Genomic DNA, 21,362 nt, shown 5'->3' with positions numbered 1-21,362 from the left:
ACACCAGAACATTTTAATTGAGCGCTTATGAAACATTACAGCGAGCGAATAATGGGCGTAATAATTGTTGCAGTATGCCTTATTGGCTATGTCGTAGGATGTACGCATGATGATGAAGTTTTGTCCAGTAAGGGACCAGATATAACACGCGGCGAAGAAAAAGTGACACTGGCCAACACGAACACCACTTTTGATAAGGCACATTCCAATGTACAGTGGTCGACCCAGTATCTCGGGTCAACCGCACTGTTAACAGGCCGGTTCGATAATTTCGGCTTCAATATTTTTGACTTCGATGAATCCAACGCTGCGGGCATTCGCTTCGAAGCCTGGGTTTGGCTGAATACAGTTAATACCAGTGAGCCGGGGCGGGATGATGGATGTCTCCTGCAAACCTTCGGGACCGATGCTACTTTAACTGACGAAGATGAGAACCTCGCTATTATCCGGAGTAAATCGGTTGAATTAAGTACTACTGATAAGGGCTACAATGTAAAGGCTGATCTCATTTTCAATGGGGTCACCAAGGAGGTGACCTGCAAAATGGACTATGATGGTAAAGTAACTTCCGGAACCAATGTGGTACATGGGTTCAGCCTGCAGTTCCAGTTCCTGGCCAAAACAGATTTCTTAATAGCGTCGACCAACATAGGCGATAACGTGGATGTAAAGTGTAACGCCAATTTCAGGGTGGCACAGTAAGCCAGTCCTGGAGATCTTTTTTACTCTTCAATGCCTCTGTTATGAAAGGTAAACTATGTTTTGTCCTGACCGGGATTGTTATGTGTATGCTGCTGTCCCCAGGGTGTTACAATGATGTTCTCAGTCCGGGTTCCGACCCGAACGGTCCACCGCAGTTTGTCAGCTTCAGTGGTGACCTGATTCCATTGTTTAACACACATTGCAATGGAACCGGTTGTCATGATGAAGTGCCTGCACATGCGCCTTCACTTGTTCCTGAAAAGGCTTACACATCCCTCATGTCTGGAGGCTATGTGAATACTGCAGTGCCGAATTCCAGCACGATCTATACTGTTGTACAATCAGGATCAATGCCACCCACCGGTGCATTGAAGCCATCTGATGCGCAACTTATCCTGGACTGGATCCGGAATGGTGCGCCCAACAATTAAATACGCCAAAACAATGCGCATGAAAACTTTAATTACCTGGAAAATAGTAAGAGGGCCATGCCTCGTTTGGATATTGGTGTTATGGGCAATGGGATTTGGCACAGCGGCAGTTTATGCACAGGATACAGCACAGGCGGCGACTGCAGTCGCGCAAAAGCCGAAACCTACCGTTGTCAAAAATACTTTTGAAAGCATCTGGATTATCGATAACCAGACCGTTATGGTGCCGGTTAAAGGCACTTTCGAAATGGATATCCTGCACCGCTTCGGCGTATGGGAGAATGGGTACGAAGATTTTTTCGGACTGTTCGCATCATCCAATATCCGGATTGGAGCAAGCTATGCACCGATAAATAAATTGAACGTGGGTGTCGGTATTACCAAATATAAAATGATGTGGGATGCGAATGTGAAGTATGCGATAATTGAGCAGATGTCCTCGGGTCGCTGGCCTGTAAGCATTACATACTATGGGAACGCTGCCATTGATTCAAGGTCCAGCGATAATTTCCAGAACTTTTCAGACCGGCTGACCTACTTTAACCAGATCATCATTGCCCGGAAAATTACCCCGAAGTTTTCAGCACAGGTAGCACCCAGCCTTTCACACACCAATGTGGTGAATGGCTATTACAGTGAACCCGGAAAAGTAAGTGAAGAAAGAAATCATAACCATTTCGCTGTTGCGGTATCCGGCCGGTATAAGCTGAAAGAATCCATGGCAATCATTGCAAATTATGACCAGCCGATTACCAAGCACAAGGCAGGGAACCCACACCCGAACATTTCATTGGGGCTTGAGATCAGTACCAGTGCGCATGCGTTCCAGTTTTTCGCCGGCAATTATTATTATTTATCGCCGCAACAGAACAACATGTATAACACGAACGATTTCACAAAAGGTGAATTCCTGATCGGATTTAATATAACGAGGCTTTGGAATTACTAAAGTTTATAATCAATACACTTAAAAAAATATGTTATGAGAGCTAAACTTCCTATTGTTTATTGTTTGGTGGCGGGAGCAATAATGTTTTCCGCATTTGCTGTTATGGGTTTCCAGGACGGCTGGACAGTGCCCGATAAATACCAGAAGATGGCCAACCCTGTGGCTTCTTCAGCAGAGTCTATTGCAACTGGTAAGTCACTTTGGGCAAAGCATTGCCAGTCTTGTCATGGTAAAACCGGTAAGGGCGATGGTACCAAGTCGGCAAACCTGAAAACGCATCCGGGAGATTTTACGAAGCCGGAAACACAAGGCCAGTCCGATGGTGCACTCTTCTATAAAACTTCAGAAGGAAAAGGTGATATGCCAAACTTCAAGAAGAAAATTCCGGATGAAAATGATATCTGGAGCGTAGTGAATTATATCAGGACACTGAAATAAATATGTATGAAGAATAACCGGAGAACCTTGTTATACTGGTTCACTGCAGTGTTTTCAGGTCTTATGTTTCGCAGGATTTTTTCTTCCGGGAAAAAGGAGGAGGTAACGACGATGAAGTTTCTTTCCCACGACGGCAAACTCGTAGAAGTGGATTCAAAGTACATCAGCCGGAAGAAGAGATCCGTGGAAAAAGAGGAAATCAAAAATTGGGTTCAGCGAAACTGATAACTCCATCATAAACTGAAAATCATGGAAGATAATTTATCCAGCCGGAGAGCGTTTATCGCCGGTGGGTTGATGGCAATGTTGAACCCCGGGTGTTCTTCGGGGGAAAATTCCATCCAGCCATCTGGTGAGAAAGTAAAACTGCTCTCGGTAGACGGCGAAGAAATTGAGGTCGACCGTGCATTTCTCAAACCTGTTCCGGATTTACCTCCGCTAAGCAATGCCGAAGAGCGGGTGGGAATCAAGGGCAAAAAATTTGTGATGGTTATTGACCTTGCGCGGTGTAAGAATGTAGGCAAGTGCAGGGAGTCCTGTAACCATGCGCATGCCCTTCACCCCGATCATAACTGGATCAAGATCTACCAGATGCAGGATGGCGATCACACGGCACCTTACTGGCAACCTACCACCTGCATGCACTGCGATTCTCCACCCTGCGTTAAAGTATGCCCGGTTGATGCTACGTTCAAACGTGAGGATGGAATAGTTGCCATCGACAGTGACCGTTGTATTGGTTGCCGGTTTTGCATGGCAGCCTGTCCTTATACCACCCGCGTGTTTAACTGGGAAGATCCCGGAGTGCCCGAGCCCCTGGCAAGCCAGCATTATTCCTGCGAGTCGAGTATTCCGCAAAAAAAGGGAACTGTAGGGAAATGCGATTTCTGTCCCGATAAAGTCAGGAAAGATGAATTGCCACACTGCGTAACGGCCTGCCCGAATGGGGTATTCTTTTTTGGCGATATAATCGAAGATTCTGTTACCAATGGTACCGAAACCTTCCGTTTCAGTGAATTGATCCGTGACAAAGCAGGCTACCGGCTGATGGAAGACCTGGGTACGAAACCAAGCGTGTATTATTTGCCTCCGGTTGATCGCAACTTTCCTTTTGAATCGGGGCTCCCGTCCACACAGGAAACTACAACACCTCACTAAAGCAAGGAGCCGTGAAAGAGCATTCACCGTTATCAACCGAAAAAATTATCAGTGACCTGTATCCGAAAAAGTTCGGTCGCATCGGTAGGGTGTGGACCTTGTTCCTGGTGATTGTTTGCCTTATAGGAGCATATGCCTACTACAGGCAACTCCGCTATGGCCTGGTTGTTACCTCCCTTCGTGATTATGTGTCATGGGGCATTTATATTTCCAACTTTGTTTTCTTTGTTGCCATCAGTCTCGTTGGATCTTTGATAACTGCGATACTTAGACTTGCCAACGCAAAGTGGAGCACACCATTGACACGGATCGCGGAAATGATTGCAGTATCAGCCATCGTTTTTGCCTCCCTGATCATTATAGTAGACATGGGGCGGCCGGAGCGGCTCGTCTATATCTTTACCCACACGCGCATCCAGTCTCCCATAACCTGGGATGTTGTTGTCATTTCCACATACTTTGTCATAAGCCTCCTCCTGCTTTATCTTCCCTTATTGCCTGACCTGCAAATCCTGAATAGCCATCCAAATCGTAACACCGGTTTTCTGAACCGGATCTACCGGTTCCTGGGCGCTTTCTGGAAAGGCACCCGTGAACAGGAAGCCATCAATAACAGGTCGATCATCTTGCTTTGCATTCTTATCATCCCGGTTGCATTCACCATTCATACCGTTACTTCATGGCTCTTTGCAACGACCTACAGGCCGGGGTGGGACAGCACAAACTTCGGGGCATATTTTATCTCGGGCGCATTCCTCGTAGGTGGAGGTGCTGTACTCGTTGCCATGTACCTGTTTCGGAAGTTTTACGGCCTCCAGAATTATATCACGTATCGTCACTTTGATAATATGGGCAGGGTGGTGGTGATGCTGGCATTGCTATACCTCTACTTCAATGTGAATGAATACCTGGTACCCGCCTTTAAAATGAAAAAGCCCGAAGAGCACCATCTCGAAGAATTGTTCTCCGGGAAGTTTTCCCTTGGCTTCTGGTTCGCCATAATTGTGGGAATGATCATCCCGATGTTCATCTTAATGTTTAAAAAAGGACGCCGGCCATACCCGGCATTCTGGGCAGGAGTGATGGTGGTGGTGGGGGCCTGGTTCAAGCGGTACCTCATTGTGACGCCAACTTTATTACACCCTTTTCTTCCTATGGCTGATGTGCCTGAATCTTACCTCAATTATTTCCCCAGCTGGGAAGAATGGGCAATAGCGATGGGCTCTCTCGCGGGGGTATTGCTGATCATTACATTGCTGGCGCGGGTATTTCCCATTGTTCCAATGCATGAATCCATAACTGAGAATGATGCACACCAGGAAAATTGACATTAGCAAGCTGATAGCCGTCATTGCATTATGCATGCCGGTAATGTTATGTGCACAGGATTCGTCTGCACCAGCCGCCCGGGAGTCTCTCCTTTACCTGAAATACCAGCTTAAGAATAATCGCATTCCTTACTTGCAGGTGCAAACGAAAACGAAGGAAGGAAAAGCTTTTCTGCCGGCCGGAAACGTTCCTGTTGAGCTTTTTCTCGATAAGGATTCAGCTGCTGAAGCATTGATTGGCAAGGTGACTACCAATAATCTTGGCGAAGCCACGATCTGGATGCCGGGCTCACTGGCAAAAGCCTGGGATCATGCCAGCGATCATACCTTTTACGCGCAGGCGAAAGCAGTAAAGAATTTTGATGCCATGCAGGCTTCTGTTACGATTATAATGGCCCGGCTGGAACTGGATACGGCAGCAGGCAGTGATGGCCGTTCCCTTAAAGCAAAGCTGGTGAAGAAGGAAGGTGAAAGCTGGGTGCCAATGCCAGAGGTTGACGTCCGGCTGGCAGTCAAAAGATTGGGCGGATATCTGCCCGTGGCAGGAGATGAAACTTATACCACTGATTCAACCGGGTCGGTAACGGGCGAATTTGCCTTGCAGCATCTTCCTGGTGATTCAACCGGTAAGATTGAGGTGGTGGCCCGCGTTGAAGAGAATGACGAGGTGGGCACCCTGGAAACTTCGTTGTTAGTGCCCTGGGGGGAACCGGTTGTGTACAAAAGCGATTTCAATAAGCGGTCATTATGGGCTACCGGCAGAAAGGCACCGATCTGGCTGATGTTGATTGCCTATGGATGCATCATCGGCGTCTGGTCTACGGTTATCTACCTGTTTATAAACCTGTATAAGATCATCAAACTTCGTAGCCAGGCCTGATTTTTTGAGGATATTTGGTTATGAAACTCACATCTGTCAACCCGGCTACCGGGCAGAAACTCCACGAATATCCCTCGCATCCAATTGCAGAAGTGAATAGTAAGATAGACCAGTCGCACCAGGCATGGCTGGAATGGAAAAATACATCTTTCGAAGAGAGGGCTGTTTTACTAAACAAGATGGCGGACCTGCTGTTGTCGCGTAAGGAGGAATTCGGACTGCTGATGGCTACCGAAATGGGAAAGCCCTTCAGGGAAGGTGTAGCCGAAATAGAGAAGTGTGCCACATGTTGTACATACTATGCCCGGCATGCGAAAGAGCATTTACGCGACCAGCTGATTCAAACTGAAGCATCAAAGAGTTATGTCAGTTTCCAGCCGATCGGGGTGGTGCTGGCAATCATGCCCTGGAACTTTCCCTTCTGGCAGGTATTTCGTTTCCTTGCGCCAGCCCTCGCAGCAGGAAATTGCGGCGTGCTGAAGCATGCTTCAAATGTCCCGGGATGTGCTGTGGCTATTGAAGAGGTAGTAAAGCAATCGGGATTTCCGGATCATGTTTTCCAAACTTTGCTGGTGGGAAGTGCCATGGTTGAGAAAATTATGGAACACCCGTTTATCCAGGCTGTGACCCTGACCGGTAGCACTGCGGCCGGGAAACAGGTTGCCCGGAAGGCGGGTTCGCTGGTCAAAAAGTCGGTACTTGAGCTTGGAGGCAGCGACGCCTATATCGTGCTTGAAGATGCAGACCTTGAACGTGCTGCGGAGACCTGTGTCAGCAGTCGCCTCATCAACAACGGACAGAGCTGTATTGCGGCCAAGAGATTTATTGTCGTGGAACCGGTAATCGAAAAGTTCACAAACCTGTTTGTGGACAAGATGAAGGCAAAAAAAATGGGCGACCCGCTGGATCCGGCTACTGATATTGGCCCGCAGGCCCGTGCCGACCTTCGCGATGAACTTCATTCCCAGGTACAGGATTCCATAGCCAAAGGCGCCAAATGCAAACTTGGCGGGGAGATCCCGCCGGGAAATCATGCATTCTATCCGCCCACAGTTCTTACAAACGTGACCCCGGGGATGCCTGCTTATGACGAAGAGCTGTTCGGACCTGTTGCTGCGATCATTTCAGCAAAAGACGAAAATGATGCCATCAGGATCGCGAATGACAGTATGTTCGGGTTAGGTGCAGCTGTGTTCACTTCGGATCCCGGGAAAGGCGAAGAAATTGCCGCTACCCGCCTGCAGGCTGGATCCTGCTTTGTGAATGAACGGGTACAGTCTGATTCCCGCCTTCCCTTTGGCGGTATCCGGCAATCGGGATACGGTCGCGAACTGGGCGATTTCGGGATCCGCGAGTTCGTCAATATCAAGACGGTATTTATCCGGTGATCAGGGATTGTTTAGTGGCTTGTCTGCTTCAATGTCCGGGTCGGCATCCACTTTCTTTCCTTTCAGGTTGTCGGGTGTCACTTTCTCTTTTTGCCCCCTTTCTTCACCGGGTGCCTTGTCAACGGCCTGTTGCTGGCCATAATCAGGCTTGGTGGAATCGCTTTCATTTGGATGCTTTTGGCTGTCTCCGCCCGATGTGCCGGGAGGATCAGGCTGGATTGCATAGAGTTTTTTCATGGCAGGAACTTTTAAGTTTAATGTATTGCCTGCATCGGAAACTGCAATAGTTATTCCATGCGCCAGCAAGTGGGGGGGTGAGTCGCGGACTGCTAATATGATTGAAAATCAGGAGGCCGGGTAACGAACGTCCATTAAGTGTAAAAAGCGCACTTATACAATATGTTGATTTGCAATTGCTTATAGGCTAATCCATGTATTAACCATGTATTAACCATGTACCATCCCCGCTAAAACAGCGTATTTGACACATGGTTGATACATGGATGACACATGGTTAAAGCAACTTATACTGAAAAAATCAGTCTCTTTACCTGATCGCGAAAGCCTTTTGGGGATTAACCGAACGTACCTGGTGCAATTCGTCCGCAGTGAATCCCATAGTAAAAAGCATCGGAACCAACTTTTCGCCTATAGCCTGATAGGGCTGGGAGTTGCCATTTTTAAATAGGGAGAGCTTGTCATAACTGCCGTTGGAATCAACGCTCCAGCCATCATCATGCGAAAGCAGCAACCGTGATAATAAACTGTTTTCTTTCAGGTACAGGACATATTTCGTGTATTCCGCAACGTTGTTTTCGTTTACACCATCCAGGCTTATCCAAACTCCGGCTTCGGCCAATTTTTTCCGTTCTTCATCTGTGCCGTTTTGGGCATGCACCCAGATCAGTTTGTCGGCTGCCAGTCCCTCACTAATACAGTATCTTAATTCATCGGCAGCTGCAACGCCATCACCTGAATGGACAGCAATCGGAAGTCCTGTTTTCCGGCTTACGATAATCGCTGCTTTCAGCAACTTCAGTTCTGTTGAATCAAGCGGTCCTTTGTCCACCCCTAGTTTGATAAACCCCGGGCGAATGTCGGTGCCTCCAATGCCGTTGTCAAATTCATTCTGCCAGGCATAGGCGATGGATTCGGCAGACAGGGAAGGGATATAAGCGGGTAAATATTTTTTTTCTGCAGCTGCATAAAAGCCGGTGTTGGTGACAATGGAAACACCGCTTTCGAGCGACAGCTTCTTTAGCAGTGTTACGTCGCGCCCGATGAATTCCGGAGTACATTCAACCAGCAGGTTTATCCCGGATTGTTTCAGCTTCATGAGGTGAGGTAACACTACGTTGAGTGCCGGGTCAGGGATATAGGGAATCCGAACGATTTTGTCTGCACCGGCAAAATTCGTTACCACGTGCTCATGCGGTAACACCAGCAGGGAGTCTGAGGGTTCCAGTTTGCCGTTCACTGTCATGATGTAACCGCTTTGCGCGGTTGCATCATGCAGTAGAAACAGCAGAATGATATGTACCAGTTTATTTAAGTGCCTCGTCCTTTTCCTTATCGAGAAAATTTGCATTGTCACTTATTTTTTCTGTCTCCCATTGCAGCAGGGCTTCGTCAGGTACCACATCCAGTGGAACAGTACTCGATTGGGATGGTTCATTATAGGGAACATTTTCACTCCTGTTATACACCGAAATAAGTGACCAGCGCGGCTTGTCAGACAGGTTGGCTTCCGACCGGTGAAGCAGGTTGGGATGGAAGAAGAGTGCGTCACCGGCATTGATTTCAACGTATACGAGTTCTTTTGTTTTTAAAGCCAGCTCGACATAGTGTTGTGAAGCACCGACCTGTTCGCCACTGAAGCCATGTTCAATCCTGCCCATTTTATGGGTTCCTTTAATTACCTGCAGGCAGCCATTTGCCTTATTGGCATCAGTTATTGCAATCATGATAGAGATCATCTGGTCCGGAAACAAAAACTCGTTCTTATACCAGTACCCATAATCCTGGTGCCATTCCCATGCCCCGCCGACCTTGGGCTCCTTTTGCATCAGCTTGCTATGGAAGTGACAGACCCTGCTGTCACCATCCATAAGCCTGTCAGCTGATTCGACCATCCGCCTGCTTTTGCTGAGCAGCCCATAAGTATCATTCCCAGGTGTATACCAGAGCGTCAGTTTTGTCTTTTTCCCGGACTGGTCGTTAAGGTCAAAGGCATGCCGGCGCATTATACCGTCATCGAACGCTATCTCCTGCAGTTTTTTTACCTCGTCCCCTAAAAGGAAATTTTTTACAATGACATAGCCATCATTATTGTAATCACGGACCTGCTCTTCTGTAAATTGAAAGTTTGTCATGGTGATTGTTTTTTAAATCATCGGCCACTTGAATTTGCTCTGCAGTTTGATTTTGGTGCCGGAAGCAGAAGATTTTCTCGCTGCTTCGATTATTTCAAGTACGTGAAGGGCATGCTCCACGTTGATGCGCGGTTCAGTTCCTTTCAACATCGCTTCCCCCACTTTTGTTGCACCTTCCTGCCATACATATCCTTCTGAATCCTTGTTGTACAGGGTTGGCTTTTCGTTTTCGGCATTTACCATTATTACCCCGTTGGTCTCCCAGTCGTAGCCGATCAGCCGCATATTTCCTGAATCCCCAAAGATCTGGATGGAATGCTGGTCGGTGGTACCCGCCTCGTGTCCGTAGGGGTCAAAAAAGTTGAATCCGCACATGACGTGGGAAATAATCCCGTTGTCGTGCTCCAGAAGGATATGTGCATTGTCTTCTGCCTTCACTTTTATAATTCCTTTTTCATCGATCTTTCTTTCGGGCTTCACAATGCTGAGCATAGCCATAACACTTCTGGCAGGACCGAGCAGACCCGTCAGTGTAGCCATATTATACACCCCGAGGTCGGGCATACTTCCACCCAGCTCTTCATAGAAGAACGATGACCAGGTTGGACCGGTATGGCCGTATTGCCCGTGCGCACTTGCTACCTTTCCCAGCTTGCCTTCCTGGATGGATTTGCTCATGAACACGAACTGCGGACTGTTAACCACTGCAGGTGCTCCCCAGATGCGGAGGCCTTTTTTTGTTGCCATGTCGAGCAATGCCTTTCCTTCTGCATAGGTGTTTGCCATAGGCTTTTCACTCCACACATGCTTGCCCGCCTGCAAAGCCTTTTTGTTCAGGTCTCCATGCACCTGCATGTCTGTAAGGGTCACCATCATGTCGAATGGTACACCTGCCAGCATTTTATCAATGTTCGGGTACGTTTGCGCGTTTACGTTATACTTCTTGTTCTGGTTTACTGCTCTTTCGGGCTTGATATCGCAAAGGCTTACGATTTCGATCATGCTGGATGTTTGCAGGTGCGGAATATACCGGTTGCTTACACTGCCACATCCGATGATTGCCACCCGCAACTTTTTCTGTGGTGTTGTCAAAGCAAAGCTTTCGAGTGAAGAAAGCAGCACCGCTGCCCCTGCAGCTGCTGTGTACTGGAGAAATTTCTGTCGTGAAATTGTTTTGTTCATGTTGTTGTTTTTCAAGGTCATTTAATTCTCGGGCTTGAGAAGCCGAGTTTTTTCAGGCCGTTCTGGATGTCAGGGATTCCCATAAAAAGCTTCCAGAGCAGGCCGGTGCGATAGTTTTCAATCATTACGATGATCGGGCCCTGGTCGATCGCCAGGTGCGACTTTGCATACCAGTTGTGGTGGATGCTGAAGCCATCGACGAACCCATATATACTCCAGATCCTGTCACCCATTTCTTCATAGAAGTACCGCAATGCCTGCATGCTTTCCTTTGGTGTGTACGGCATTGATGAGATCGCAGCTGTCGGCTGTATCACGCCGAAGTCTTCGTCAGGCGAATGCGCTACATAGCCTTTATAACTGTCGCCAGCCGTTAGTCCCCAGCATTTTTCACTGTAGCCCTTAAACTTTTTAGGATTTTCCATACAGTATGCACGGTTTATCAGCGTGTGATTGCGTGCTTGTTCGAGGTAGTCAATTCCCAGTGTGTCCTTCAGGCCGTTCGGGTCAATGCCCTGGAAAGTATACTGTTCAAAAAACAAAGGGCCACCAGCTGTAAAGTTCCCTAAAGGCAGCTTAATTCCGTAAAAGGTTTTGCCGTTGCGGAAGCCTCCGCTTCCAACCCAGCTTCCATTGTATACGTCTTTCGAAATGGGATGCCGGGGAGAGGCAGCCGCCATGATATAGGTTATCAGGCATTCGTTCCAGCCCCATACGGGGAAATTCATGTCAAAGTCATTATTCGGGCTCCAGTGCCAGAACAACTTATTGCTGTTGTTGGTATGCCAGTTCCAGTTCGCTGCGCCCCAGATCTGGTCAACACGTTTACGTAAGTAAACTTCACGGGGATCGTTGCCTTTGAAATATTCCCTTGCACACAGGAATCCCATGATCAGGTACGAGGTTTCTACGATGTCCGCCCCGTCGTCGAGCCGGTCAAACCTGATTGTTTTCCCCGTGCGCCCGTCCATGAAGTGCGGGTAAATGCCATGATAGCAATCGGCGTTGATCAGGAAGTCAGCGATCTTTATCAGCCTGCGCACTGCTGTGTCCCGGCCGATCCAGCCTCTTTCGACTGCCACGATCGTGGCCATTATTCCGAAACCTGTTCCGCCGATCGCACCGGCATCTGGTCCAAACTCTGTTTTGCTGAAGTTGGGTTCACCCCAGGCTTCGTTGATATAGTCCCAGTAATGTTCTGCCTTTACAGTATTGCTTCTTTCCAGTGCCAGACCGCTTACAGGATGAGCGCCATGCCAGAAGAAACGGAAGGTTTGCCTTTGTACCGTTTCCAGCAATGCATCATCGCTGAGGCCCTTGACAACACCCACCGGCACAATGGAGTCGGGTGCCGTCCGGCTATTTGTTTTAGTTTGACTGAATAAGGCTGAACTACATAGGACACTGACCAACGCCAGCAAAACCGTTCGAGGCAATGTGCCAAGCAATCGTTTTTTCATATAGCAGCATTTAGTTTGACCGGTCCGCCAGCTGGCACTGCACGGATCAGGTTGTCAAATCTAAAAAGCCGGGAAAAGGTAAACCACCATTATTTTATGTGAAACATATACTTTTCTTGCAAAATCGGTCAAAAAATGGCTAATTTTTCATCATAAAACAATCAGATTAGAATGAAGCCTGCGCTTGAGTACCTGCCCCGTGAGAGTGATCATTCCTTTGTGGTAAAGTATTTTGACTATAACTATTATCCCACGCCCTGGCATTATCATCCCGAATATGAAATAGTAATGGTGACCGAGAGTACCGGGAAACGGTTTATTGGCGACGCAGTAAGCGACTTTGAACCAGGTAACCTTGCGTTTATTGGCCCGAATATTCCACACACCTACAAGAACGATGACAGGTATTACGAAGATGGCTCAGGGCTCCGGGCAAAATCCATTGTTATTCATTTTACAGAAGCATCGCTCGGAACCGATTTTCTTGCCCTTCCCGAATCCCGCATCATCACCCGGTTGTTTGACCAGAGTCTTAATGGCATTGAGATCTTAGGTAAAACACGCGACAGGATAGCCACAAAACTCCACGAAATTGTCGAGCTCAAAGGAATGCGACGCTGGCTCTGCCTGGTTGATATCCTGACCGGGATCGCTGAATCGAAGGAATGTGAAGCAATTACCAACGCATCCGTGATCGGGTTCAATGAAAAAGAATCAAGGCGCCTTTGCAACGTACTTGACTGGATCACCAACAATTTCGAAAATAATATTTCACTGTCTGATGCGGCCCGTGTGGCACAGATGAACGATAATGCATTCTCCCGTTTTTTCTCTCAACGCACGCGGAAAACTTTTTCTTCTTTTGTCCAGGAACTCCGATTGCAGAAGGCTGCCAAATTGCTGATTGAAAACGAGATGACGGTTACCGAGGTTTGTTATGAGTGCGGCTATAATAACATCTCAAACTTCAACCGGCAGTTCCTTCAGCAATACCAGTTAAATCCACTCCGGTACAGGAAGCTGTTCTGCCGGGAGTGAAAATACGAAGGTACATACCCGGTTATTTGCGGTAGATGTAGTGACTCATTATGAATCAATGAGTTTTGTGTATTCTTATCGTTTATTTTTGTATTCAACTGTACCCTCGTACCTGCCACGATTGCTTTGCCCTTAGCCTTATACTGGTTCACTATACACCCACAATAACCTGTACTTCAACATGAGATACTTTTTCATGCTGTTGATGTTTTTGGTCATGCGATCTACCGTGGTGGCACAACCGCGAACGGACACCACCTTACCCGTAATGACCCTTCAGCAAGCTGTTGCATACTCACTCGAACATCAGCCGACCATAAGGCAGGCAATGGTTGATGAGGAGATAACGGACCAGACTATACGCAGTAAACTGGCTGATTGGTTTCCCCAGGTGAATTTCGCTTATACATATCAACGCAACTTTAAGATTCAGACGGCTGTCATTGACGGTCGTGTGATTGAGCTGGGCGTGAAGAATGTATCAGCAGCGCGCTTTATGTTCAGCCAGACGATTTTCAACCGCGATGTATTGCTGGCAAGCAGCACGAAAAGGGAAGTGCGCCTGCAGGCGGAGCAGAATACTGGCAGCGAAAAGATTGAAACGGTGGCGTCAGTATCCAAAGCTTATTATGATGTGCTGAGTTCCATGCAGCAGGTGAAAGTTGCATCAGAGAATATTGTACGTATCGACAGGAGCCTCAGGGATGCTTATAACCAGTATAAAGCCGGTGTTGCAGACAAAACAGATTATAAACGGGCCACAATTGCATTGAACAATGCAAAAGCCGACCTGCATTCCAACCAGGAGCTGCTGAAGGCGAAACTGGAATACCTTAAAACGCTGATGGGCTTCCCTGTTGAACAGGCTATATCACTGTCTTACGACAGCCTGAAAATGGAACAGGATGCTGTCGTTGACACCACTATGGCAGTTGACTTTACCGGCAGGATAGAATACAAACTTCTTCAAACGCAACAGCACCTGCTTGAGGCCAACCTGAAATATAACAGGTGGGCATTCCTGCCGTCTCTTGAGCTTGAAGGCGCTTATAATTTCAATTACCAGAACCAGGCATTCAAAAGCCTTTTCAGCGTAAACTATCCCAATTCCTATGCTTTGTTCACCCTGGCCTTCCCGATATTCCAGGGCGGAAAGCGCAGGGCTGATATCCGGTCGGCGGAATTCCAGGTAGAGAGAAACAAGCTGGAACTCCTGAACCTGAAACAGGTGATCCATTCGGAATATGCGCAGGCGATTGCTGTTTACAAAAGCAGCCTGGCTAATTATGTGGCATTGAAGGAAAACCTGGCACTGGCTAAAGAAGTGTACGACGTGATACAGCTGCAATACAAGAACGGAATTAAAACCTACCTGGAAGTCATCAATTCCGAAACAGACCTCAGGACAGCATCCATCAATTATTATACAGCATTGTATAACCTGCTTGCAAGCAAAGTGGATGTTCAACGATCACTTGGACTGCTCACTTATTAATACTTTACTATGAACATATCTCAATATACCGGTATCATATTGCTGACGTTCGCTGCTGCATGCGGCAACTCAACTCCGCCGCCTCCGGCAGCGCCGCCCCCGGTGAAAGTTGTACTCCAGGAAGTGCGCCAGGGAACTGCCGTATTTTATGAAGAATTTCCGGCAACGGTCAATCCGCTCAACCAGGTTGATCTCCGCGCACAGGTCAGTGGTTTCATAACGGGAATCCATATCGCGGATGGAGCAAGGGCTAAGAAGGGCCAGCTGCTCTACAGTATCGATGCCCAGTTGTACGAGGCGAATTATGGCCAGGCCGTTGCCAACCTGCAGGTGCAGGAGGCCAACCTTGTAAGGGCGCAAAAAGATGTAGACCGATATCATGAACTGGAAAAGAATGATGCGATCGCAAAACAGCTCGTGGACAATGCAGAAGCGGCACTGGAGGTGGCAAAGAAACAATCGGAAGCAGCAAAGGCCAACATCAGTGCTGTTCAGACAAGTGTCCGTTATACAAAAGTAACAGCTCCCTTCGACGGACTTATTGGTATTTCACTTGTGAAGAGTGGTACGGCAGTGGTTGCCGGTCAAACAGTGCTGAATACAATTTCTTCAGACAATGAACTTGCGGCTGACATTAATCTTGACCAGCGGGAGATCTACCGGTTCAGCCAGTTCCTGCAGCAAAAAAAGCAGGACTCCATTTTCTCCCTCGCATTTGGAACGGACATCTATCCACACCACGGAAAGCTTTTATTGATGGACCGTGCTGTTGATCCGCAGACCGGAACCATCAAGGCAAGGATAGTATTTCCCAACCCGGACAAAACCCTGCGCGCCGGCATGAATGCAGTTGTGAGGGTAAAAACTGATGCCCCGGCAAATACTATTATCATTCCATACAAATCCATTACTGAGCAGTTGGGAGAATTTTTTGTGTATGTGAAGACAGACAGCAGTAAGGTTACGCAAAAGAAAGTAGTACTGGGAACAGTGATTGGATCGAACATAATCGTACGCGAAGGGCTGGCCCCTGGTGATTCGGTTGTTACACAGGGTGTGCAGGCCCTGAGGGAGGGTGCTGTAATTGAAAGTGTACCGCCTGCTGCACCAGCAGCCGCAGATAAGCCAAAACAATAGACCTAAAGCCGATCAAGCATGATAGCAGATACTTTTATACGACGCCCGGTAACCGCAATAGTTATTTCCGTTGTGATCGTGTTGGTTGGACTCATTTCTTTATTCAATCTGCCGATTGCCCAGTATCCCGAAATCACGCCGCCGACAGTGTCCATCAGTGGCAACTTTATCGGCGCGGATGCGCAAACCGTTGAACAGACGACAACAACGGCCATTGAAACGCAGGTGAACGGAACACCCGGCATGACATACATGACGAGCAACAGCACAAGCAGCGGGCAGAGCAGTATTACAGTTAATTTCGAAGTAGGGACCAATATTAATATAGCCACTCTTGATGTGCAGAACCGGGTGAGCGTTGCTGAGCCAACACTTCCCGACGCCGTGAAGCGACTGGGTCTTACCGTCAGGAAACGCAATCCAAGTATAATGGTCGCCCTTGCGTTTTATTCGCCGAACGGAACACACGATGTGAATTTTATAGGCAACTACGTTAACCTCTATGTAAAAGATGCCATTACCCGCGTTAAAGGGGTGGGAGATGTTTTCTCGAGGGCTGATGATTTCAGTATGCGTATCTGGCTCAACCCGGAAAAGCTTGCAGCACTCAGGATGACACCATCAGAAGTAAATGCAGCTCTCGCGGAACAAAACCTGCAGGTAGCAGCCGGAACGGTAGGAGGTAACCCACAGCCGATTGCACAGACTTTTGAGTACTCTGTTCTTACAAACAGCCGCCTTAACACCAGGCAGCAATTTGAGGACATCATTGTTCGGAATCGCCCCGCGGAAGGTAGCATTGTGTACCTGAGAGATGTGGCCCGCGTTGAGCTTGGCAAATTTGACTATGGCATCAATGCCTTCGCGATGGGAAAGCCTGCCGCTTTTCTCCTGATTTACCAGGCGCCCGGAGCCAACGCATTAGATACGTACGAAGGGGTATTGAAGACGCTGAACGAACTGAAGAAGAACTTCCCGAAAGACGTGGATTATTCCATTCCGCTCGAAACGGTTACGGTTGTTAATGCTTCTATCAATGAAGTACTGCATACTTTCCTGGAAGCGATGGCGCTGGTAGTGTTCGTGGTATTCCTTTTTCTCCAAAGCTGGAGGGCAACACTCATCCCGGTATTGGCCATCCCGGTATCACTCATTGGTGCATTTATATTTTTTGGTCCGCTTGGTTTTACAATTAATACACTGACTTTATTTGCCTTTGTACTTGCGATCGGAATTGTGGTGGATGACGCCATTGTGGTGGTGGAAGCTGTGCAGCACAATATCGATCACGATAAAATGTCGCCGAAAGAGGCAACGCAGAAAGCCATGCACGATATCTCCGGACCTGTGATCGCCATCGCCCTGATCCTGGCTGCAGTATTTATACCTGTGGGATTCATTCCCGGTATTGTGGGAAGGCTTTACCAGCAGTTTGCCATCACCATTGCGGTATCCGTGTTGATTTCAGCGTTTGTGGCATTGTCGCTCACTCCGGCCCTTTGCAGCCTGATGTTGAAGCCATCTAAAGAAGAGGGTGCAAAACGTAACTGGCTGGAAAATTTCTTCTTCCATTTCAACAGGTGGTTTAACAAGGTAACGCGCGGTTACGCAAGTTCAGTGGCAGCGTGGATCCGCAGAACGCCATTTGTCCTCGCAATGTTGGTTGTGTTGTTCGTTGGCCTGTTCTTCCTTTTCAAAAACAAACCAACGGGGTTTTTGCCGACCGAAGATGAAGGCAGGATGTTTGTTACCTATGAAATGCCGGAGGCGACAAGTACCGGTCGAAGTGTGGCCATGCTGAATGATATTATCGGGAGGATCATGAAGATACCTGAGACGAACGTGGTGGGCGGACTCGCGGGGCTTAATATTATCAGCTTTTCCACGAAGTCAAATGCAGGTACAATATTCGTCAGCCTGAAGCCATGGGACAAACGAAAAGATAAAGGCCAGCATGCCCAGGCGATTATGAACAAGATCAGGTCGATTACTGCCGATATCAAAGAAGCCAGGATCCTGGTAATCGCGCCACCTGCCATTCCCGGTTTGGGAGCCACTTCCGGCTTTACATTCGAACTTCAGCAGACCACGAGCACCGATAGCCTTCAACAGTTTGAAAAAGTGACGAACGAGTTCCTGGGAAAATTGTATCAGCGACCTGAAATAGGATTTGCATTTACTTTCTTTAACGCGCGCACACCAAGCTACCAGATGGATGTAGATCGTGAGCAGGCGAAAAAACTTGGTGTCCAGGTGTCCGATGTATTCGCTACCCTGTCAACTTTTCTCGGAAGCAGCTACGTCAATGATTTTAATGTGTATGGAAGAAACTTCAGGGTGTTCTCGCAGGCCGACAGTACCTACCGGAGCAATCTTGAGCTCGTAAAAAGATTTTATGTCCGTAACAGCCAGGGAAACATGGTTCCGCTGGGTTCACTGATCACAACAAAAGTGATTGAGGCGCCTGCCGTAATTTCCCACTATAACATTTACCGGTCTGCGGAAATAAATGGATCACCAAAAGAAGGTTACAGCAGCGGGCAGGCTTTACAGGCATTACGTGAAGTGGCTGAGACGCTTCCGGATGGCTATAGTTATGAATTCTCAGGATTAAGCCGTGAAGAGATTGCCGCCGGTAACACACAAAACATCATCTTCGCCATTTCCATTGTATTTGTGTTCCTGTTCCTGGCAGCTTTGTATGAAAGCTGGTCGGTTCCCTTCTCCGTACTTTTCGCCGTACCGATCGGTGCATTCGGTTCAATCCTGACACTCACTTTTCTCCCGGCACTAAGTAATAACATTTATGCACAGATCGGGTTGATCACACTGATCGGGCTGGCAGCCAAAAACGCCATCCTGATCGTAGAGTTTGCGAAGGAAAGGGTTGATAAGGGGATGGATATCGTTCACGCCACCTTGCAGGCAGTTGAGCTTCGTTTGCGTCCGATTGTGATGACGAGCCTGGCCTTTATCCTGGGTGTACTTCCCCTGGCCTTTGCATCTGGTGCCGCTGCGGAAAGCCGGAAGACTATTGGCTGGACAGTATTTGGCGGAATGCTTGCAGCAACCACACTCGCGATATTCGTTGTTCCCGTATTGTATGTGCTTATTACGAAAATTTCTTATGGCAGGAAGTTGAAAAAATATGAAGAAGGAAAAATGCAGGAAGAAACAATAGATAAATCCATCCACGAGAGCAGGTCATGATTTTTTGACTACTTTTGGGGCTAATCCGAGACCCTGAAAAGTATTTTATGAAAACCAGTCATCGGGAGATTTACCAGTCGATGGTAGACTCTCTTAATGCGATTGATTTGCAGCCCTCCCCGGAGCGCGACGCAGCAGCAAAGGCCTTCATGATCTGCCTTCAGCATTGGAGCCGCTTACAGTCAAGCGTGATGTCAGAAGGATATGAAAGTATCCGGGATGAGATCTATTTCTTTAAACGGGTAAAGCCGTTATTCACCGGGCGGATTGAATATTTTACCAAAATTTTCCAGTCTCTTGCTTTCGTGCCGCCGGATCCTGTCGGCTGGCCAGCCTATTGGCGAAAAGAAGCAGGCCGGCTTGTCCAGTTTCATGATCAGCATGCCGCATTTGTGGAATACTTCAGGAAGGGATACACGCATCACGATGAAGAATATTTCGTTCGGTCGATAGATGCTGAAGTGCCGGTTGTATGGCGGACTCCTTACGATTCCAGTGCCTTTCTATGCAGCACGCATGATGAACTTGTTGCCCAGTTATGGGCGCATGAACGCTTTCATGAATTTGCTTCTATCCGCTTAAAGTCAATTTCACTGGTTCATATTTAATCTTTACATTCACTAACGATTTCCTACCCGCCATACTCGCACTGAAAATTCCGTACAGCTTTTACATCTTATACTTAATTATACAGCAATGAAAAAGCTATTTGTATGGATGCTTTGCATCAGCATTGCCTTTTCCTGCAACACCGCCGCAACCAAAGATGAAACATCCGGTACCGGCGATACAACTTCAACTGCCAGCGGTACCTCCGGCCGGTTCAGAAAAATTGAAGTAGCCGATGAAAAGTATATAGAAATAGGAAGGGCGGGATTAGCCGCCCTGACTTCAGGTGATATTGACAGCTGGATGTCACAGTATGCTGACAATGCTGTTTATCAATGGAACAGCGGCGACAGCATTAATGGAAAAGCTGCAATAGCAGGATATTGGAAAAAGCGGAGATCCGAAGTTATCGACTCAGTGGCCTTCAGCAATATGATCTGGTTGCCTGCCAGGGTTCTTGAGTCACAGGCTAATGAAGAGCCCGGCGTCTGGTTACTCGGATGGTATACCGTAAATGTGAAATACAAATCCGGTAACAATATGACCCAGTCGATCCACACTGTTATGCATTTCGATGCCAATGACAAGATTGACAGGGTGGTTCAATACCTGGATCGTGCTCCTATAAATGCTGCTGTTTCCAGCAAGCCTGGTAAGTAACAATTATTCAAGCACACCATATTTGCCTGACTGGAATTCCATTATAGCTTCATGGATTTCCTGTTCGGTGTTCATTACAAAAGGGCCATAGCTTACAATGGGTTCATTGATCGGTTCGCCGCTGATGACCAGCACTACGGCATTGTCATCTGCTGCAATGGAAATTTCCTCACCTTCATTTCCGAACAGAACGAATGAGTGCTCTTTAACTTCTGTTCCGTTCACTTTCACATTGCCGTTAATGACCAGCAGGGAGGTATTATGGGTAGCAGGAATATTGAAAATGGTTTCACCTCCGTTCTGCAGTTTGATATCAAACAGGTTCACTGGTGAGTACGTGCTTGCGGGGCCCGACACATCACCAAACTTACCGGCAATTACATTTACCACGCCACGGTTATCCGGCAACTCTATCTTTCCCATTTCCCCGGCAGTTATCGCCTGGTAGTGTGCAGGTGTTGCTTTATGTTCTTTCGGCAGGTTTACCCATAACTGTACCATTTCGAATGGGCCGCCTGTTTTTGAAAACTCCTTTTCATGATATTCCTTGTGCAGGATACCCGCGCCGGCAGTCATCCACTGCACATCACCCGGGTTGATTATCCCACTGTTGCCTGTACTGTCGTGGTGGGCGACACTACCTTTATATGCAATGGTGACAGTTTCAAATCCTTTGTGTGGGTGAACACCAACTCCTTTGACGGTTTCCGATGGACCAAAGTTATACTCAGCGTTGAAGTCAAGCATCAGGAACGGACTCATCCGCTGCTGCGTAATGCCAGCCCCCGGTATATAGTTGAATACGCGGAATCCGTCACCAACCATGCCAGGGCGTGAAGGCCTGGAACTGATTTTTTCTATTGTCTTTTTCATATCGCTCGTTAATTTAACGACTCAAAAGTACAATGGGGATACAGGCAGGGCC

General features: G+C 47.8%; 21 protein-coding genes. 15 read left to right on the top strand and 6 right to left on the bottom strand.

Translation table 11 applies throughout. From position 1 onward, the window contains the following. Positions 1-27 precede the first annotated feature (27 nt). From OI18_RS10925 to OI18_RS10885, 9 genes are read left to right on the top strand one after another with little or no spacing between them, the layout of a single operon-like run. Positions 28-702: a YceI family protein gene (locus tag OI18_RS10925; protein WP_082037927.1), complete on the top strand. Its 675-nt coding sequence runs from the start codon at positions 28-30 to the stop codon at positions 700-702. Between the two features lie 41 nt (positions 703-743). After that, the gene (locus OI18_RS10920; RefSeq protein WP_039139829.1) at positions 744-1,133 is read left to right on the top strand and encodes a hypothetical protein; all 390 of its coding nucleotides are present in this window, start codon (positions 744-746) and stop codon (positions 1,131-1,133) included. Between the two features lie 19 nt (positions 1,134-1,152). Beyond that, positions 1,153-2,082 (top strand): DUF5777 family beta-barrel protein, encoded by a 930-nt coding sequence (locus OI18_RS10915; RefSeq protein ID WP_152616791.1) that lies wholly within the window; start codon positions 1,153-1,155, stop codon positions 2,080-2,082. Between the two features lie 33 nt (positions 2,083-2,115). Continuing rightward, positions 2,116-2,520 (top strand): c-type cytochrome, encoded by a 405-nt coding sequence (locus OI18_RS10910; RefSeq protein ID WP_039139827.1) that lies wholly within the window; start codon positions 2,116-2,118, stop codon positions 2,518-2,520. A 6-nt stretch (positions 2,521-2,526) separates the two neighbouring features. Then, positions 2,527-2,745 (top strand): hypothetical protein, encoded by a 219-nt coding sequence (locus OI18_RS10905; RefSeq protein ID WP_039139825.1) that lies wholly within the window; start codon positions 2,527-2,529, stop codon positions 2,743-2,745. A gap of 24 nt (positions 2,746-2,769) precedes the next feature. Then, entirely contained in the window at positions 2,770-3,678 is a 909-nt protein-coding gene (locus OI18_RS10900) for a 4Fe-4S dicluster domain-containing protein (RefSeq protein ID WP_052273091.1), read from the top strand. 11 nt (positions 3,679-3,689) lie between these two features. Continuing rightward, a complete protein-coding gene (gene nrfD, locus OI18_RS10895) occupies positions 3,690-5,006 on the top strand; it encodes an NrfD/PsrC family molybdoenzyme membrane anchor subunit (protein WP_039139824.1) in 1,317 nt (438 codons plus the stop codon). Then, positions 4,987-5,886, top strand: a complete 900-nt coding sequence (locus OI18_RS10890) for a hypothetical protein (RefSeq protein WP_152616790.1) — start codon at positions 4,987-4,989, stop codon at positions 5,884-5,886. Before nrfD ends, OI18_RS10890 begins: the two co-directional genes overlap by 20 nt. A 20-nt stretch (positions 5,887-5,906) precedes the next feature. Next, on the top strand, positions 5,907-7,274 hold the full coding sequence (locus OI18_RS10885) for an NAD-dependent succinate-semialdehyde dehydrogenase (RefSeq protein WP_039139821.1): 1,368 nt from the start codon (positions 5,907-5,909) through the stop codon (positions 7,272-7,274). Here OI18_RS10885 and OI18_RS10880 read toward each other — a convergent pair whose 3' ends face one another. From OI18_RS10880 to OI18_RS10860, 5 genes are all read right to left on the bottom strand, one after another. Beyond that, positions 7,275-7,511, bottom strand: a complete 237-nt coding sequence (locus tag OI18_RS10880; protein ID WP_152616789.1) for a hypothetical protein — start codon at positions 7,509-7,511, stop codon at positions 7,275-7,277. 310 nt (positions 7,512-7,821) lie between these two features. Beyond that, complete coding sequence (locus tag OI18_RS10875; protein ID WP_082037926.1) at positions 7,822-8,862, bottom strand: phosphotriesterase family protein; 1,041 nt, start codon at positions 8,860-8,862, stop codon at positions 7,822-7,824. Continuing rightward, entirely contained in the window at positions 8,819-9,646 is an 828-nt protein-coding gene (locus OI18_RS10870; protein WP_039139818.1) for a phytanoyl-CoA dioxygenase family protein, read from the bottom strand. Before OI18_RS10870 ends, OI18_RS10875 begins: the two co-directional genes overlap by 44 nt. A gap of 12 nt (positions 9,647-9,658) precedes the next feature. Then, entirely contained in the window at positions 9,659-10,828 is a 1,170-nt protein-coding gene (locus OI18_RS10865; RefSeq protein WP_205410025.1) for a Gfo/Idh/MocA family protein, read from the bottom strand. 17 nt (positions 10,829-10,845) lie between these two features. Then, positions 10,846-12,288, bottom strand: a complete 1,443-nt coding sequence (locus tag OI18_RS10860) for a glucoamylase family protein (protein WP_039139817.1) — start codon at positions 12,286-12,288, stop codon at positions 10,846-10,848. A 171-nt stretch (positions 12,289-12,459) separates the two neighbouring features. Between OI18_RS10860 and OI18_RS10855 the strand changes: the two genes are divergently transcribed. From OI18_RS10855 to OI18_RS10830, 6 genes are all read left to right on the top strand, one after another. After that, complete coding sequence (locus tag OI18_RS10855) at positions 12,460-13,326, top strand: AraC family transcriptional regulator (RefSeq protein ID WP_039139815.1); 867 nt, start codon at positions 12,460-12,462, stop codon at positions 13,324-13,326. Between the two features lie 181 nt (positions 13,327-13,507). Next, entirely contained in the window at positions 13,508-14,821 is a 1,314-nt protein-coding gene (locus tag OI18_RS10850) for a TolC family protein (RefSeq protein ID WP_039139813.1), read from the top strand. Between the two features lie 9 nt (positions 14,822-14,830). Then, complete coding sequence (locus tag OI18_RS10845) at positions 14,831-15,958, top strand: efflux RND transporter periplasmic adaptor subunit (RefSeq protein WP_039139812.1); 1,128 nt, start codon at positions 14,831-14,833, stop codon at positions 15,956-15,958. Positions 15,959-15,976: 18 nt separating this feature from the next. Then, entirely contained in the window at positions 15,977-19,168 is a 3,192-nt protein-coding gene (locus tag OI18_RS10840; protein ID WP_039139811.1) for an efflux RND transporter permease subunit, read from the top strand. A gap of 47 nt (positions 19,169-19,215) precedes the next feature. Continuing rightward, positions 19,216-19,776 carry an RteC domain-containing protein gene (locus OI18_RS10835; RefSeq protein ID WP_039139809.1) on the top strand — a complete coding sequence of 187 codons (561 nt, stop codon included), beginning with the start codon at positions 19,216-19,218 and terminating at the stop codon, positions 19,774-19,776. Positions 19,777-19,864: 88 nt separating this feature from the next. After that, entirely contained in the window at positions 19,865-20,437 is a 573-nt protein-coding gene (locus OI18_RS10830) for a nuclear transport factor 2 family protein (protein WP_039139807.1), read from the top strand. Positions 20,438-20,440: 3 nt separating this feature from the next. On the opposite strand, the gene OI18_RS10825 is transcribed toward OI18_RS10830, so the two are convergent. Next, entirely contained in the window at positions 20,441-21,310 is an 870-nt protein-coding gene (locus OI18_RS10825; RefSeq protein WP_039139806.1) for a pirin family protein, read from the bottom strand. Positions 21,311-21,362: the final 52 nt, after the last annotated feature.

Origin of the sequence: Flavihumibacter solisilvae (assembly GCF_000814475.1) — a bacterium.
GTDB classification, from domain to species: domain Bacteria; phylum Bacteroidota; class Bacteroidia; order Chitinophagales; family Chitinophagaceae; genus Flavihumibacter; species Flavihumibacter solisilvae.
Note: the sequence above shows the minus strand (reverse complement) of the source record. Positions and strands in the feature narration are given on the sequence as shown.

Bases quoted from the DNA above. Each gene is read 5' to 3' on its own strand.
- OI18_RS10865 (WP_205410025.1), bottom strand. From the start codon at position 10,828: ATGAACAAAACAATTTCACGACAGAAATTTCTCCAGTACACAGCAGCT.
- OI18_RS10915 (WP_152616791.1), top strand. From the start codon at position 1,153: ATGAAAACTTTAATTACCTGGAAAATAGTAAGAGGGCCATGCCTCGTT.
- OI18_RS10910 (WP_039139827.1), top strand. From the start codon at position 2,116: ATGAGAGCTAAACTTCCTATTGTTTATTGTTTGGTGGCGGGAGCAATA.
- OI18_RS10850 (WP_039139813.1), top strand. From the start codon at position 13,508: ATGAGATACTTTTTCATGCTGTTGATGTTTTTGGTCATGCGATCTACC.
- OI18_RS10925 (WP_082037927.1), top strand. From the start codon at position 28: ATGAAACATTACAGCGAGCGAATAATGGGCGTAATAATTGTTGCAGTA.
- OI18_RS10920 (WP_039139829.1), top strand. From the start codon at position 744: ATGAAAGGTAAACTATGTTTTGTCCTGACCGGGATTGTTATGTGTATG.
- OI18_RS10900 (WP_052273091.1), top strand. From the start codon at position 2,770: ATGGAAGATAATTTATCCAGCCGGAGAGCGTTTATCGCCGGTGGGTTG.
- OI18_RS10835 (WP_039139809.1), top strand. From the start codon at position 19,216: ATGAAAACCAGTCATCGGGAGATTTACCAGTCGATGGTAGACTCTCTT.
- OI18_RS10890 (WP_152616790.1), top strand. From the start codon at position 4,987: ATGCACACCAGGAAAATTGACATTAGCAAGCTGATAGCCGTCATTGCA.
- OI18_RS10845 (WP_039139812.1), top strand. From the start codon at position 14,831: ATGAACATATCTCAATATACCGGTATCATATTGCTGACGTTCGCTGCT.
- OI18_RS10840 (WP_039139811.1), top strand. From the start codon at position 15,977: ATGATAGCAGATACTTTTATACGACGCCCGGTAACCGCAATAGTTATT.
- OI18_RS10870 (WP_039139818.1), bottom strand. From the start codon at position 9,646: ATGACAAACTTTCAATTTACAGAAGAGCAGGTCCGTGATTACAATAAT.
- OI18_RS10860 (WP_039139817.1), bottom strand. From the start codon at position 12,288: ATGAAAAAACGATTGCTTGGCACATTGCCTCGAACGGTTTTGCTGGCG.
- OI18_RS10830 (WP_039139807.1), top strand. From the start codon at position 19,865: ATGAAAAAGCTATTTGTATGGATGCTTTGCATCAGCATTGCCTTTTCC.
- OI18_RS10875 (WP_082037926.1), bottom strand. From the start codon at position 8,862: ATGCAAATTTTCTCGATAAGGAAAAGGACGAGGCACTTAAATAAACTG.
- OI18_RS10905 (WP_039139825.1), top strand. From the start codon at position 2,527: ATGAAGAATAACCGGAGAACCTTGTTATACTGGTTCACTGCAGTGTTT.
- OI18_RS10880 (WP_152616789.1), bottom strand. From the start codon at position 7,511: ATGAAAAAACTCTATGCAATCCAGCCTGATCCTCCCGGCACATCGGGC.
- OI18_RS10855 (WP_039139815.1), top strand. From the start codon at position 12,460: ATGAAGCCTGCGCTTGAGTACCTGCCCCGTGAGAGTGATCATTCCTTT.
- OI18_RS10825 (WP_039139806.1), bottom strand. From the start codon at position 21,310: ATGAAAAAGACAATAGAAAAAATCAGTTCCAGGCCTTCACGCCCTGGC.
- OI18_RS10885 (WP_039139821.1), top strand. From the start codon at position 5,907: ATGAAACTCACATCTGTCAACCCGGCTACCGGGCAGAAACTCCACGAA.